Consider the following 13,659-nt stretch of genomic DNA (forward strand, 5'->3'; position numbering starts at 1 on the left):
CACTTCGTGCCTGTGCTCGACCGCATCGTCCGGATGGGAGAGGGACGCAACCTGCGCCGCCTCAACAAGATCGTCACGCTTACCAACTCTCTGGAAGACGTCTATCAGGAGTTCAGCGACGAGGAACTGCGGGAACTCACGGACGAGTTCAAGGCCCGTGTCGCGGACGGCGAGTCCCTCGATTCGCTGATGCCGGAGGCTTTTGCTGCAGTCCGCGAGGCCTCCCGCCGCACGCTAGGTATGCGCCACTTCGATGTGCAGATCCTTGGCGGTGCCGCTTTGCACGGCGGCGATATCGCAGAGATGAAGACGGGTGAAGGAAAGACCCTCGTCGCTACTCTTCCCGCATATCTCAACGCGCTCACGGGCAACGGTGTCCACGTCGTGACAGTGAACGACTACCTGGCGTCCTACCAGTCTGAGCTCATGGGCCGCGTCTTCCGGTTCCTCGGAATGGAGACCGGGTGCATTCTCTCCGGGATGGCCCCTGAAGACCGTCGTGCTCAGTACGCAGCAGATATCACCTACGGCACCAACAACGAGTTTGGTTTTGACCATCTGCGCGACAACATGGCGCTGGATTCCAAGAGCCTCGTGCACCGTGGCTACCACTATGCGATCGTCGATGAAGTGGACTCGATCCTCATCGACGAAGCCCGTACCCCGCTCATCATCTCCGGCCCGGCTTCTGCCGACAACGGCCGTTGGTACAACGAGTTCGCGCGCATCGCTCGCGACCTCGTGATTGACGAGGACTACGAAGTCGAGGAGAAGAAGCGCACCATCGGAATGCTCGAACCGGGCATCGAGAAGGTGGAGAAGGTGCTCGGAATCGAGAACCTCTATGAGCCCGAGAACACCCCGCTGATCGGATTCCTCAACAACGCGGTGAAGGCCAAGGAACTCTTCCGGCGCGACCGCGACTATGTGATCCAGGACGGCGACGTCGATATCGTCGACGAGCACACGGGTCGCCTGCTGAAGGGGCGTCGCTACTCCGACGGGCTGCACCAGGCCATTGAGGCCAAAGAAGGCGTGCAGATCAAGGCGGAGAACCAAACGTATGCCTCGATCACCCTCCAGAATTATTTCCGTCAGTACAGCAAGCTCGCTGGTATGACGGGTACGGCCCAGACTGAGGCCGCCGAACTCAACAGCACCTACGGCATGGGTGTGGTGCCCATCCCCACCAACAAGCCCATGATCCGCATGGACAAGTCTGACCTGCTCTACAAGACAGAGCAGGCAAAGTTCGACGCTGTCATCGACGACATCCTGGAACGCCACGAGAACGGGCAGCCTGTACTCGTAGGAACGGTGTCCGTCGAGAAGTCTGAGCGTCTCTCCAAGGAACTGCGCAAGCGCGGCATCCAGCACAGCGTGCTGAACGCGAAGCAGCACGCACAAGAGGCAGAGGTCGTTGCGGAGGCTGGCCGCAAGGGCGCCGTCACTGTTGCCACCAACATGGCTGGCCGTGGAACGGACATCATGCTTGGCGGCAACCCCGAGTTCCGGGCAGTCGTCGAAATGAACAAGCGCGGCTTGGACCCGCAGGAGAACCCCGAAGAGTACGAGCGGGTGTGGGACGAGGTGCTGGCTGAGGCGCAAGCGGCCGTCAGTGTTGAACACGACGAAGTTCTTGCTGCCGGCGGGCTCTACGTGTTGGGTACGGAGCGTCACGAGTCGCGCCGTATCGACAATCAGCTCCGTGGACGCTCTGGTCGCCAGGGTGACCCGGGTGAGTCCCGCTTCTACTTGTCGCTCGAAGATGACCTGATGCGGATGTTCCAGTCGGGCATGGCTGCCACGATGATGAACTCCAGCGCGATCCCCGATGACATGCCGATCGAGTCGAAGGTGCTGACACGCGGTGTCCGAAGTGCCCAGGCGCAGTTGGAAGGCCGCAACGCCGAGGCCCGTAAGAACATCCTGAAGTACGACGATGTGATGAGCTCGCAACGCACGGTCATTTACGGTGAGCGCCGTCGAGTGCTGGACGGCGAGGAGTTCGCGGACCAGATCGACACGTTCATTGAAGATGTCGTAGGCGCGTATGTGCGTGCGGGAACGCTGGTTGGCAACGCAGAAGAGTGGGATCTGGAAGCGCTGTGGAAGGATCTGCGGACGATCTATCCGGTGTCCGTGACAGAGGAAGAGTTGATCGAGGAAGCCGGCGGTATCGACCTCCTCACGACAGGTTTCCTTGAGCGCGAACTGATTGCCGATGCCCGGGTTCAGTATCAGGCGGTCGAAGAGCGCCTCGGTGAGAGTCTGTTGCGAACGGCAGAGCGCCAAGTGGTGCTTCAGGTTCTGGACGCCAAGTGGCGCGAACACCTCTACGAGATGGACTATCTCAAGGAGGGCATTGGTCTGCGCTCGATGGGACAGCGCGACCCGCTGACCGAGTACCAGCGTGAGGGCTACCAACTGTTCCAGGCCATGACGGATGGCATCAAGGAACGTTCGTTGCAGGTTCTCTACCGGATTGAGAAGAAGGAGCCCCAAGCACCGGCCGTCACCGCAGATTCCGCTGCCGCGGCTGCCGCCAATGCACCCGCGGCCAAGCCCGCCGGCGCACGTGCACCACAGCCGGGGCGTCCCATCTCCACGCAGTCAGCAACTCCGGGTGCGATGATGCAAACCTCGATGGGTGCCCTGACCTACTCCGGCCCGTCTGAGGACGGAACTGCCACAGTGAAGGGGCCCAAGGCTGGCGCTGCCAAGAAGCCCGGTGGTGATGGCGTCACGTTCCCCGGCACCGCAAAGAATGCGACATGCCCGTGTGGGTCTGGCAAGAAGTACAAAATGTGCCACGGGAAGAACGAGGACTAGGCGCAACGAGGACTAGGCACAACGAGGACTAGGCACTGCGACTGGGTGCCCGGCTACAGGACATCCGCAGAGGTCACGAGCCAGCGGCCGTGGGCCATCTCGAACCGCAACGCCACCGCGCGAGTACGGTTGCCAATGTCCACGACGACGGCCGCTTCCGCGACGTCGGCATTCACTCGGTCAATGCGGGCTCGGTGAATGCGCGCCGGGGCCGGCGCTCCTGGTGCACGCCTCGCGAGCGACTGTTGGCGCGCGAGTTTCTCGCGGACCGACGGCGCAAGCCACCGATTGATCGGAGCGAGGCTCGCCGTTCCCGTGAAGGCTTCGGCGATGGCCTTCGTGACCGTGCAGGCCAAGGGGGTGGGGTCGCCCAGGACCACCCGCGGGCGCTGCCACGGCGTCGGGTCAGGTGGAGTCGATGTGCCTGAACGCTCGAGCGCAATTGCGGTCATGATGCCCATCCCTGCGGAATCGTGAGTACGTACCCGGGGTGAATGATGTCGGGGTCTGTGCCGATGATGTCGCGGTTGACCTCGTACAGTTCGGGCCAGGCAGCCGCGATGTCGCTTTCCGTGCTCTCGGCTCCCAGGGTGGAGGCGGTGACGCTCCAGAGTGACTCACCGGGTTTGACCGTGATGGAGCCCGCGGCTGCGGCCTCGTCACTGAGATCCTTGGTCTCGTCACTGAGATGCTCCGTGAGTGTCACTGCGGTGACCTCATGCACCGAGTCATCGGCGACGTCGGATGCTTCAGTTGCGGCGGTGTTCACCGTCGCCGAGGGACTGTCGAGCCAGCCGGCCGAGTCGTGGGGAGTATCGGTTGTGGCAAAGGCCGGGCCAGCAGCTCCGGACGCCACTGCTACGCCGAGCGCCGTTGCGACCACGCGCCGCCATCCAGCGGGAGCCCACCGGCTGACCATGGTCCATGTCCTGCGGCTCCCGACGCTGAGTGCCATGAGAAGGGCTGTCAGGCTGAGATAAACGCCGATCGCAGCGCCCACAGTGCAGCAAGCGAGCAGAACGACGTCATCGATGCTCCAGGACGCGTGGGTGGTACTGGTGACGAGGGTCCATGCTGTCCACGCAAGCCCGCCTGTGACCGCAGGTGTCGCGAGCACGAGGGCAACGGCGATCACGATACGCGCAATCCGCCTCGGTGTGGATATGGGGCTCATGATGCTCTCCAATGTCATTTGATGCTGTTTGATGACACTAGATGTAGTCCACTGTGATGGCATTGTCTAGGGCGAGCATGACTCCTGTGGAAAGCGCTAGCGTGTGCGCATGCGTTGGGATGACCTCTTTGATGACTTGGAAGGCCAGGCTCAAGCTGCTGAGGTCGAAGCGTGGCGCGCGGATGTGACCGCAAGGACGCGATCGGAACTCGCTGACGTTCCGGTCTTCGAACGCCTGCTCGCGACGATCGGGCACGCGGTGACGCTGTGGTGCCGCGATGGAGTGCCCGTCCGTGGAACGCTGAATGATGTCGCTGCGAGTTGGCTATTGATTGGGGATCACGCCGGACGTGAGCATGTGGTGCCCACGGGTGCGGTCGGGCACCTAGACGGACTTGCCCACTCGACGGCGAGCGCCACTGTCGTCGAGAAGTCGCTGACCTTGGCCAGCGTTCTGCGAGGCCTCTCCCGAGATCGAGCGCGAGTCATGTTGGTGGTGAACTCGGGGACTGTGGTGGGTGTCATCCAGGCTGTCGGCGCCGACTGGTGCGACGTGCGTACGGACCAGGGCACTACCGTGACAGTGCGCCTTGAGGCGCTATTGCGCTGCTCGTCTGCTGGGTAGAGTCAGTACGGCTCGGTGAGTGGGCCTGGGCGACGGCGAGGGCCTTATGCGTCCTCGTGGGCCTTACTGCGTGCGGCTGCGTATTGGCGTTCGATGTATGACTCGAGTTCCGCGGACTCTACGCGCCAGATCCCTCGACCGCCTACCTGAATGGCGGGGAGCTCCCCACTGCGCACCAGCGAATACGCCTGCTGCGAGGAAATGTTCAGGACTTCCTGAACATCTTCGAGTTTGAGAAACCGCTGTGCCATAGCGCCATTGTGGCATGACCACAAGGCGTTCCTGGGTTGTCCACAGGACTTGTCGCGTGACGTGAGGACGGGCACTCTTGGCTCAGCCAAAGAACATTCCAGGGGGAAACGATGCACGACGATGCTCCAGTCGCAGGAAGATTGAGGCGGCCGAGCTGGAAGGATCCTCGTTTGTTGGCGGGGATCCTCCTCATTGCGGTGTCCGTGGTGGGGGTTGGTCTGGTGGTGCGATCAGCCGATGTGACTGTGGACTACTACATGGCAGACGAGACACTCCCGCCTGGCACGGTGCTCACCGAGGACAATGTGCGCGTCTCGTCCGCGAAGGTCGATGGCGACATGTACTGGGAGGCCACGGGTGCCGACTCAGATGATGCCGTTCCTTACGGTGCCGTCGTGACCCGCACCATCACGGCCGGTGAGCTGTTACCGGTCAGCGCTACTGCAGATGCCGACAAGATAGGCCTCAGGCCGCTTCCGGTCGCGGCGTCGCTGCCAGTCTCTGAGGACATAGGCGTGGGATCGGTCGTGGACATTTGGATGACGGTCGCTGTTCCCGCTGATGGTGGCATCGAGTCAGCGACCGTCATTGTGGCCGAGCAAGTTGCCGTCACGGCCATCGAGCGCAGCGAGTCAAACTTTGGGGGCGGTCACGGCGCCACAGTCCACGTCGCTATCGATCACGCCGAGGTGCCTGCGTTTTTGCAGGCGATCTCACGCGAGGGCGAGCTGGTCGTCGTGGGCTGGGGTGGAGCCTGATGGGAGCGACGAATGTTCTCGTCGCCGTGCGAGGGTCCGCAGAATCCGGTGTGAGTGCCGCGCTCGATGCGCGTCGGGAACTCACCGTTGCTCGACGCTGTGCGGAACTCGACGAGGCCGTGGGAGCTGCCCATGCCGGTATTGGTGCAGTGGTGGTGGTGTCGGAACAGCCGCAGTTGACGCGTGCCGTGGTGGCGGAGCTGTCACGGAGCGCGATCGTCGTGGCGATCGCCCCGGATCACGTGGTGGCGCGGCGCCTTGAGGCGTTGGGGATCGGCCACGTCTGGGCGGGGCGAGAGCCAGCCGATGTTGCGGCTCAGGTCGCCGCGATCGTTGAGCGAGAGCATATGCCGGTTCCAGAAGCCGCAACTCGCGAGGCGGGGTCGCCAAGCACATCTGCTCGCGGTGTCGTGATTGCGATCTGGGGCCCCACGGGTGCTCCCGGGCGCACCACCGTTGCCGTCAATCTGGCGGCGGAGATAGCGTCCGCTGGGCGCGAAGCGTTGATCATTGATGCAGATACGTACGGCGGAGCGGTGGGCCAAGCCTGCGGCATGCTCGACGAGGCTCCGGGGCTCGCCGCGGTGTCACGTGCGAGCCTCAACGGCACTTTGGATGCGCGTATCCTGCACAGCCATGCGCGGCAGGTGGCGCCTCACTTGAGAGCGCTCACCGGAATCACCCGCCCACAGCGGTGGCCGGAACTCCCGGGGAGCGCTCTGGAACAGGTGTGGGAAGTGGCGCGGGAGTGCGCTGATGTGGTGATCGTTGACGCCGGGTTTGGGCTTGAACAAGATGAAGAACTCACGTACGACACCGTGGCCCCTCAACGTCACGGTGCCACGCTGAGTGCCCTCGCTGCCGCCGACCTGATCGTTGCGGTGGGAAGCGCGGAACCTCTCGGGGTGCAACGGCTTATCCACGGGCTCGAGTCCCTGTCAGCGCACGCGCCCGCGACGCCCCTCGTCGTGGTGAATCGTGTGCGTTCCGAGGTAGCGGGACCCAAGCCGGAGCAAGCACTTGCCGATGCACTGGCTCGCTATGCGGGCATCGGCCAGGTCCGAATGCTGCCCTGGGACCCCCGAGCCGCCGATGCTGTCACGTTGGCGGGTCAGACACTCGCCGAACGTGTGCCACGCTCTCGGCTTCGCAAGGCGCACACTGCCTTGATGCGTGACATCTCGGAGCGAATGGGGTGGGAGTGGGGTTCACAAGCCAAAGATCCCAGCGAGGCTCGGTCCGGAGTTGCCGCACAGCGAGGATCACAGGCTCCTGCGCGAGTTCTCCCCACGCAGCCGGCTTCCCTGACACACTGAAGTCATGCGCGTGTACATCCCCGCCTCGTTCGACGATCTTGAGACCTGCCTCACGGGCTTGTGGAGCCCCGGTGATGCGTTTGCCGTGACCGATCAGTTGCTCGATATCACCGCGCTCGACGACGACGATGAAGTCGCAGAGCAGGTCCGTGATGTGGCCGCATTGACGTCAGTGGCGCGTCGAGGCGTGCCTCTGCGTGTCGTCATTGTGGCGGACTGCCCGCGTTTAGATGTCGAGGAGCTTGCCGGTGAACATCCAGCCGCGGTCCGCATTAACGGGCGTGTGGACGGAGCGGATGTGGTGTGCGCGTTCGTCGACGAACTAGCGGCAGCCGATGCCGTGTCTGATGCCACGACGGGAAGTGCAGAGGCGCTCGAAGCCTTGGCAGACCACGAACTGCTGTGGTGGGACGTCAGCGAGTTCGACCAGATACCGCGCCCTTAGCGGGCGCGCAGCGCCTCGAGCATCGCGGCGTGGAGCATGCCGTTGGTAGCAAGTGCATCGCCCCCGAACGGTCCAGCAACTCCATCCAGCGAGGTAAATGCCCCACCGGCTTCGGTGACGATTGGCACGAGTGCGGCCATGTCGTGCAACGCGAGTTCGGGTTCGCATGCGACGTCGACTGCCCCCTCGGCGACCATCATGTAGCTCCAGAAGTCACCAAATGCGCGAGTGCGCCACACGGTGCTGGAGACGTCCAGGAAGGCTGGTAGCAGCCCGCGTTCTTCCCAGCCGGTGAGTGACGAATACGACAGTGATGCCTGCTCGAGGTCGTCCACCGAGGACACGTGGAGGCGCCGGGCGTCCTCAGGGGTGAGGCCTCGCCATGCGCCTTGGTCACGGGCAGCAAACCAGCGTCGCTGGAGGGCTGGAGCGCTCACGACACCCACCACTGGGTCGCCATCGACGACGAGCGCAATCAGTGTCGCCCACGCGGGCACGTTGCGAATGTAGTTCTTGGTGCCGTCGATGGGGTCGACGATCCACTGTCGAGACGCGTCCCCCACGGCACCGTACTCCTCGCCAAGCACAGCATCGTCCGGGCGCTCACGAGCCAAAAACTCTCGGACAAGCCTCTCGGCTTCCCGGTCCACCGCGGTCACCGGGGTGTCGTCGGGCTTGGTCTCGACAGTGAGGTCATCTGCTTCGAAGTTGCCGAGAGTGACGGTATCGACGGCATCCGCTATGCGAAGCGCCAGTGCCAAGTCGTCCGAATAAGGGCCAGAGTTCATGGTGCCAGGCTAGCGCGTGGCATCGGCCTCGGCTCGCGTGGCCAGGAGCCTGCGAATGGAAATTACGCGGGCGCGCTGAGCATCGGTATGGGCCCACGCATCGAGCTCGCAACCTGCCTCCGCAGATTCGTGTGCGCAGCCGCGTGGGCAGTTTTCTGCAGCTGCCTCGGCGACGTCGGGGAAAGCGTCAATGAAGTGGTCGGGGTCGACGTGGGCGAGTCCGAAGGTGCGTACACCAGGGGTGTCGATGATGCGGCCACCCTCGGGAAGGTCGAGAGCGACGGCGGAAGTCGACGTGTGGCGGCCGCGTCCGGTCACATCATTGACGTGTCCGACGGCACGAGCCGCATCGGGAACGAGTGCATTGACGAGCGTTGACTTTCCTACGCCGGAGTAGCCCACCAGCACACTTTCGCGATCAGTCAGTAGGTCCCGAAGTGGACCGATGCCGTCGATCACTCGAGCGCCATCGGCGGCGGTGGACATCGTGGTCACCATGACCGTCACTCCGAGTGGCTCATAGGCGGCGCGCAGGTCATCGCCAGTGCCCAAATCGCCCTTGGTCAGGATCAGGATCGCCTCCATCCCGGCGTCGAGAGCAGCGACGAGGCAACGGTCAATCATTCGGGGGTTGGGTTCGGGGTCTGCAAGTGCAGTCACAATGCCCAATTGCTGGGCATTCGCGACTACCACGCGCTCGGCGGGGTCCGTGTCGTCGGCGGTGCGTCGGAGTTCCGTGGTGCGGGGGTCGCGTCGAACAATGCGTGCGAGCGTGCCATCGCCGCCGGATACATCTCCCACCAGCGAGACCCGGTCGCCGACCACGAGACCACGTCGCCCTAGTTCGCGGGCCTTGACTGCCGTCACTCGCGTTCCGTCATTGAGGACAGTCGAGAATCGTCCGCGATCTACGCCAATCACGACGCCAGGGATGGCGTCCTCGTGGAGTGGGCGGCGCTTGGAACGAGGTCGCGAGCCCTTGCCGGGCCGCACCTTGGCGTCCGATTCGTCGTAACGACTCCAGTCGCTCACGCGCTCAGCATGCCCTTCCACATGTCAGGGAAGTCCGGCATCGTTTTGGCTGTGGTGCCGACGTGCACGATGTCGATACCGTCCACCGCCAAGCCAACAATCGCGGCAAAGGTCGCCATGCGGTGATCGTGGTAGCTCTCCATGGTGGCGGGCCGGATGCCCTCGGAGGGGAATCCGTGGAAGCTGAGCGAGCTCTCGTGCGCCGTGCACTGGCCTCCGAACCGCTCGACTTCGGTCGCGATCGCAGCCAAACGGTCCGTCTCGTGTCCGCGGAGATGGCCGATGCCCGTGATGGTCGAAGGCCCCTCAGCCAGCGCACACAGTGCGGCAATGGTGGGTGTGATCTCGCCAGCGGGGGAGAGATCCGCATCGATTCCGGCGATACCGCCGTGGGCGAGTCCGGGTGCCGACACCGTGAGCACACCGTCGTCACGTGTGCAGGTGGCTCCCATGCGCTCGAGGATCTCGGGATAGAGTGCGCCCGGTTGGGTAGTCTCGGCAGGCCATCCGGGGATGCGGACGGTGCCACCGGCCACGAGCGGCGCCGCAATGAATGGGCCCGCATTCGATAAGTCGGGCTCCACGCGGACATCACCCAGCTCGAGTGAACCCGGGTGGACAACCCACGTGCGTTCGTCAGGCTGTTCGACGTGTACTCCGGCATTGCGCAGCGTCTCACAGGTCATGTCGATGTGGGGCAGGCTGGGCAGGGTCTCTCCTGTGTGGCGAACAGTGAGGCCGTGGGGGAGTCGCGGGGCAACCATGAGGAGCGCGGTGACGAACTGCGAACTCGCTGAGGAGTCGACGTCGACGGACGCTGCAATCTGCGCAGGGGGTGTCACTGTGAACGGCAGGGTCCCGCGGCCATCATCGTCGACTGTGGCGCCGAGCGCACGCAGCGCGTCGAGTAGCGGCCCCATCGGGCGCACGCGCGCCTCGGCGTCGCCGTCAAAGGTGACAGGGGCATCGGCGAGCAACACCATCGGTGGCACGAAGCGCATCACGGTGCCCGCCAGGCCGGTGAAGACATGGCCGCCACCCTTGAGGGGCCCCGGGTTGACGGTCCACTCGGTGCCGGCATCATCAATGGTGACGCCGAGTTCACGTAGCGCCGCGATCATGAGGTCTGAGTCGCGGGAACGTAGCCCACCTCGGATGGTGACGGGGGACGATGCCAGGGCTGCGAGAGGCAGGAACCGGTTGGTCAGCGACTTGGAGCCGGGAACATCAACAGTGGCGTCAATCGGCGTGAGTGCACGGGGTGCGCGCCACAACTGGCCGGGGCCAGTTCCTGAAACTGTGCCGGTGGTCACTTCTTGGAAGCGGTGAGCGCGCCACCACGGCGAGTTTTCTTGGCCTCAACCGTGGTCTTGCCCTTCTTGGCATCGGCCTTGACCTTCTTGGCCTGAGCCTTGGTCTTCTTAGCCTTGGCACGTTCCTTGCGGCGAGGGTTGTGTCCTGCTGAAGCGGCAAGCAAGGTACCGCCGAGCAGTGAAACGTTGCGCAGGAAGAACTCCATCTGCTCCTCGCGCTTTGCCTCATCAGTCTCGGTCCAGAAGGGACGTCCGGCCACGACCGTGGCGGCCGTCAGCCCGGCGAGCACCAACCCGGCGGTCCGGGGCGTACGCGAGAGCGCAAGGACACTCGCCGCGACGATGGTGGCAGCACCATGAACCTTCACGATGTCAGTGGTCTTCACACCGTCGACGCCCGCCTCAGCCAGCGCAGGCTCGATGACAGGTGCGGCGCGTTCGGCACGCGTCTCGGGCTCGAGAACAGACTGCACACCTCCGTAAACGAACCAGGTGGCGAGCAGTGGCCGGGCGAGAACTCTAAGCATGAACTAAACCTACCAAGACCGGCGCTCTGCGTCAGGTGTTCGCGGGGGAATGATGCGGGGAAGTGCGGCGTTACACGTCGTATGAATGTCACGGAAACCGCCACACACCCCCGGGCTGGGAACGTGGCCTCATCCATCGAGGTTGACGTCACGCAGCGCACACTCCGCCCGAGCACCGTCCCAGGGCGGTCTCCGAATGCCCGCCAGAGTGACCCGGTGGGTGGCGTAGGCTCGGGTGCCATGAGCGATTCAACGTTCGACTTCGAGACAGACGCGCTGTCGTTTATGGACCAACTTTACGGGGCTGCTCTGCGACTGACACGTAATGGCGCCGATGCCGAAGACCTGGTGCAGGAAACCTATGCCAAGGCCTTTGCCGCACAGGACAAGTTCACCCCCGGGACCAACCTCAAGGCGTGGTTGTACCGGATTCAAACCAACGCCTTTATCAATACCTATCGCAAGAAAAAGCGCCAACCCTTGCAGTCGGATGCCGAACAGGTTGAAGACTGGCAGCTCGCGGCAGCTGCTGAACACACCAGTTCCGGATTGGCCTCAGCTGAACAGCAGGCGCTGGACAGTCTGGGCGATGCGGAAGTGAAGCAAGCGCTGAATGACCTTCCAGAAGATTTCAGAATGGCTGTGTACCTCTCTGATGTTGAAGGATTCGCCTACAAGGAAATCGCCGAGATCATGGATACGCCGGTGGGCACCGTGATGTCGCGATTGCACCGTGGCCGCAAACTACTCAGAGAACAGCTCGTGGATTACGCTGCCGATCGCGGATTCCGCGATAAGCGCCCTGCGGCAAAGATGGATAAGGGAGCCTGACATGGCGGGTCAAGAATGTAGTGAAGCATTGGATCGTCTTTTCGAGTACATCGATGACGAGCTCCCAGCCGATGAGGTGCACCGGATCGGTGAACACCTCAAGACATGCCCCCCGTGTGAAGCCGAGCACCAGATCAAAGAGAAGATCAAGGAGCTCACCTCGCATGCCGGAGGAGAGAGAGCACCCGATCAGCTCCGCGAGCGGGTACTTGCATCGCTGCGTGCAGTGCGCGAAGACGGCTAGCGCCAGTCCCGCATAGTTTCGGTTCCGCACAGTCCGGTTCCGCACAGTTCGGTAGCGCCGAGTCCCGGGCGCCACAGCGCAGAGACGTCACACTAGACATCAAAGAATCGCCTAGAGATGACAAAAGGCCGCATCAGCATTGCTGGTGCGGCCTTTTCCTTTACGTGAAAGGACGTCTTATGCGTTGGGACGCTTGCCGTGGTTGGCTGCTCCCTTGGCGCGTGCCTTGCGCTTACGGCCTCGCTTGCTCATGAGCTCCCCCTTTCTGACGCGGGTGACGACGTGACTCCCTATCTTCCCACACTCAAGTTCTGTTGAACGCCGTGGTGCCGATAGTCTCACTCAAGACCTACACACCTTGTGCCGATGGAGAAGTCGTGAGCAACGAGCCAGTTTCCGTGATTCCCTTCCTGCACGCTTTGGCGAGCACTGGAGGGTCCGACCTGCATTGCAAGGTTGGATCCGCACCCCGCATCCGCGTCGATGGACGCCTGCGCAAATTGCAGGTGCCACCGTTGACGCCTGCTGACACGCGCAACATGGTTGCTCAGGTGCTGCCCGAGGACCTTGTCGCTCAGTTCCGCGATACGCACGAGGCGGACTTCGCGTTCTCGCTCTCTGGCGTTGGTCGCTTCCGCGTGAACGCCTACGTGGCGCGCGGCACGGACTGCCTTGTGTTCCGTCGCGTGGCCGTCGGTGCGCAGCCGTGGGAGGACCTGGGGTTGCCACAGGTCATCGCAGACCTCGCTCTTGAACCTCGCGGACTCGTCCTCGTGACTGGCCCTACCGGTTCTGGAAAGACCACCACGTTGGCTTCGATGGTTGACCTCATCAATACGTACCGCGAGGTCAACATCATCACCATTGAGGATCCGATCGAGGTCCTGCATCAGGATAAGAAGGCGATCATCTCGCAGCGCGAGGTGCGCTCAGACACCCTTGACTTCACGAATGCCCTCCGTGGCGCTATGCGTCAAGACCCGGACGTCATCCTCGTCGGTGAGATGCGTGACATCGAGACGGTCCGCGCTGCGCTCTCCGCCGCAGAAACGGGGCACCTGGTGCTCGCGACGCTTCACACCGTTGATGCGCAGGACACGATTAATCGCATCGTTGACTTCTTTACGCCCCACGAGCAGAGCCAGGTGCGCGCGACATTGGCGCAGACTCTCCGCGGCATCGTCTCTCAGCGACTTGTGCGCAAGGGTGACGGAAGTGGCCGGACTCTCGCCGCAGAAGTCATGGTCAACCACGGCCGTACCGCGGAAGCGATCATTGATCCGTCGAGCCAACCTCCCATCACGGACCTGATCGCTGAAGGCGAGTACTACAAGATGCAGACCTTCGACCAGCACCTCTTTACGTTGGTTCGCGATGGGCTCGTCTCGGTCGATGATGCTGTCGCTATCGCCTCGCGACCACACGATTTGACTGTGACCCTGAAGAACTCGGGCGTCATCGCTTAAGAAATCCCTGGTATTCCGGCATTTTGCCAAAAACATACAGACACTTCTCAATGTTT

General features: G+C 63.0%; 16 protein-coding genes. 8 read left to right on the forward strand and 8 right to left on the reverse strand.

Features of this window, described 5'->3' with window-relative positions; translation table 11 throughout:
- Positions 1-6: 6 nt before the first annotated feature.
- A complete protein-coding gene (gene secA, locus AOP79_RS06340; RefSeq protein WP_082093422.1) occupies positions 7-2,832 on the forward strand; it encodes a preprotein translocase subunit SecA in 2,826 nt (941 codons plus the stop codon).
- A gap of 53 nt (positions 2,833-2,885) precedes the next feature.
- Here the strand turns inward: secA and AOP79_RS06345 are convergent, their stop codons facing one another.
- Together AOP79_RS06345 and AOP79_RS06350 are read right to left on the reverse strand one after the other, a co-directional pair.
- Positions 2,886-3,284: an Rv3235 family protein gene (locus tag AOP79_RS06345; protein ID WP_062071676.1), complete on the reverse strand. Its 399-nt coding sequence runs from the start codon at positions 3,282-3,284 to the stop codon at positions 2,886-2,888.
- Positions 3,281-4,006 (reverse strand): LysM peptidoglycan-binding domain-containing protein, encoded by a 726-nt coding sequence (locus tag AOP79_RS06350; RefSeq protein ID WP_152648038.1) that lies wholly within the window; start codon positions 4,004-4,006, stop codon positions 3,281-3,283. The genes AOP79_RS06345 and AOP79_RS06350 overlap by 4 nt, the downstream gene beginning before the upstream one ends.
- Positions 4,007-4,115: 109 nt before the next feature.
- Between AOP79_RS06350 and AOP79_RS06355 the strand changes: the two genes are divergently transcribed.
- Positions 4,116-4,631 carry a hypothetical protein gene (locus AOP79_RS06355; RefSeq protein WP_152648039.1) on the forward strand — a complete coding sequence of 172 codons (516 nt, stop codon included), beginning with the start codon at positions 4,116-4,118 and terminating at the stop codon, positions 4,629-4,631.
- 44 nt (positions 4,632-4,675) lie between these two features.
- On the opposite strand, the gene AOP79_RS06360 is transcribed toward AOP79_RS06355, so the two are convergent.
- Positions 4,676-4,882: a helix-turn-helix domain-containing protein gene (locus AOP79_RS06360; protein ID WP_062071682.1), complete on the reverse strand. Its 207-nt coding sequence runs from the start codon at positions 4,880-4,882 to the stop codon at positions 4,676-4,678.
- Between the two features lie 171 nt (positions 4,883-5,053).
- Between AOP79_RS06360 and AOP79_RS06365 the strand changes: the two genes are divergently transcribed.
- From AOP79_RS06365 to AOP79_RS06375, 3 genes are read left to right on the forward strand one after another with little or no spacing between them, the layout of a single operon-like run.
- Positions 5,054-5,641: a CpaB family protein gene (locus AOP79_RS06365; RefSeq protein ID WP_062071684.1), complete on the forward strand. Its 588-nt coding sequence runs from the start codon at positions 5,054-5,056 to the stop codon at positions 5,639-5,641.
- Entirely contained in the window at positions 5,641-6,957 is a 1,317-nt protein-coding gene (locus tag AOP79_RS06370; RefSeq protein ID WP_062071686.1) for a CpaE/TadZ family protein, read from the forward strand. The genes AOP79_RS06365 and AOP79_RS06370 overlap by 1 nt, the downstream gene beginning before the upstream one ends.
- Positions 6,958-6,961: 4 nt before the next feature.
- A complete protein-coding gene (locus tag AOP79_RS06375) occupies positions 6,962-7,402 on the forward strand; it encodes a DUF6912 family protein (RefSeq protein ID WP_062071688.1) in 441 nt (146 codons plus the stop codon).
- On the opposite strand, the gene hisN is transcribed toward AOP79_RS06375, so the two are convergent.
- From hisN to AOP79_RS06395, 4 genes are read right to left on the reverse strand one after another with little or no spacing between them, the layout of a single operon-like run.
- Positions 7,399-8,190, reverse strand: a complete 792-nt coding sequence (gene hisN / locus AOP79_RS06380; RefSeq protein WP_062071690.1) for a histidinol-phosphatase — start codon at positions 8,188-8,190, stop codon at positions 7,399-7,401. The genes AOP79_RS06375 and hisN overlap by 4 nt on opposite strands.
- Positions 8,191-8,199: 9 nt before the next feature.
- On the reverse strand, positions 8,200-9,222 hold the full coding sequence (rsgA, locus tag AOP79_RS06385) for a ribosome small subunit-dependent GTPase A (protein WP_062071691.1): 1,023 nt from the start codon (positions 9,220-9,222) through the stop codon (positions 8,200-8,202).
- Positions 9,219-10,535 (reverse strand): 3-phosphoshikimate 1-carboxyvinyltransferase, encoded by a 1,317-nt coding sequence (aroA, locus tag AOP79_RS06390; RefSeq protein ID WP_152648040.1) that lies wholly within the window; start codon positions 10,533-10,535, stop codon positions 9,219-9,221. Before aroA ends, rsgA begins: the two co-directional genes overlap by 4 nt.
- A complete protein-coding gene (locus AOP79_RS06395; RefSeq protein ID WP_062071693.1) occupies positions 10,532-11,062 on the reverse strand; it encodes a hypothetical protein in 531 nt (176 codons plus the stop codon). The genes aroA and AOP79_RS06395 overlap by 4 nt, the downstream gene beginning before the upstream one ends.
- An 81-nt stretch (positions 11,063-11,143) precedes the next feature.
- Between AOP79_RS06395 and AOP79_RS06400 the strand changes: the two genes are divergently transcribed.
- Entirely contained in the window at positions 11,144-11,893 is a 750-nt protein-coding gene (locus AOP79_RS06400; RefSeq protein ID WP_082093423.1) for a sigma-70 family RNA polymerase sigma factor, read from the forward strand.
- Position 11,894: 1 nt separating this feature from the next.
- Positions 11,895-12,137 carry a mycothiol system anti-sigma-R factor gene (gene rsrA, locus AOP79_RS06405; RefSeq protein ID WP_062071695.1) on the forward strand — a complete coding sequence of 81 codons (243 nt, stop codon included), beginning with the start codon at positions 11,895-11,897 and terminating at the stop codon, positions 12,135-12,137.
- A gap of 177 nt (positions 12,138-12,314) precedes the next feature.
- Here rsrA and AOP79_RS12095 read toward each other — a convergent pair whose 3' ends face one another.
- Positions 12,315-12,389, reverse strand: a complete 75-nt coding sequence (locus AOP79_RS12095; protein ID WP_439644680.1) for a 50S ribosomal protein bL37 — start codon at positions 12,387-12,389, stop codon at positions 12,315-12,317.
- 125 nt (positions 12,390-12,514) lie between these two features.
- On the opposite strand from AOP79_RS12095, the gene AOP79_RS06410 reads away from it, so the two are divergent.
- Positions 12,515-13,603: a type IV pilus twitching motility protein PilT gene (locus AOP79_RS06410; RefSeq protein WP_062071697.1), complete on the forward strand. Its 1,089-nt coding sequence runs from the start codon at positions 12,515-12,517 to the stop codon at positions 13,601-13,603.
- Positions 13,604-13,659 lie beyond the last annotated feature (56 nt).

Source organism: Demequina sediminicola, from assembly GCF_000975055.1.
Lineage (GTDB): Bacteria > Actinomycetota > Actinomycetes > Actinomycetales > Demequinaceae > Demequina > Demequina sediminicola.

What these genes read in the sequence shown, in the direction of transcription:
- hisN (WP_062071690.1), bottom strand. Translation starts at nt 8,190, where the DNA reads ATGAACTCTGGCCCTTATTCGGACGACTTGGCACTGGCGCTTCGCATA.
- rsrA (WP_062071695.1), top strand. Translation starts at nt 11,895, where the DNA reads ATGGCGGGTCAAGAATGTAGTGAAGCATTGGATCGTCTTTTCGAGTAC.
- AOP79_RS06400 (WP_082093423.1), top strand. Translation starts at nt 11,144, where the DNA reads ATGAATGTCACGGAAACCGCCACACACCCCCGGGCTGGGAACGTGGCC.
- AOP79_RS06375 (WP_062071688.1), top strand. Translation starts at nt 6,962, where the DNA reads ATGCGCGTGTACATCCCCGCCTCGTTCGACGATCTTGAGACCTGCCTC.
- AOP79_RS06395 (WP_062071693.1), bottom strand. Translation starts at nt 11,062, where the DNA reads ATGCTTAGAGTTCTCGCCCGGCCACTGCTCGCCACCTGGTTCGTTTAC.
- AOP79_RS06355 (WP_152648039.1), top strand. Translation starts at nt 4,116, where the DNA reads ATGCGTTGGGATGACCTCTTTGATGACTTGGAAGGCCAGGCTCAAGCT.
- AOP79_RS06350 (WP_152648038.1), bottom strand. Translation starts at nt 4,006, where the DNA reads ATGAGCCCCATATCCACACCGAGGCGGATTGCGCGTATCGTGATCGCC.
- AOP79_RS06360 (WP_062071682.1), bottom strand. Translation starts at nt 4,882, where the DNA reads ATGGCACAGCGGTTTCTCAAACTCGAAGATGTTCAGGAAGTCCTGAAC.
- AOP79_RS06370 (WP_062071686.1), top strand. Translation starts at nt 5,641, where the DNA reads ATGGGAGCGACGAATGTTCTCGTCGCCGTGCGAGGGTCCGCAGAATCC.
- AOP79_RS06345 (WP_062071676.1), bottom strand. Translation starts at nt 3,284, where the DNA reads ATGACCGCAATTGCGCTCGAGCGTTCAGGCACATCGACTCCACCTGAC.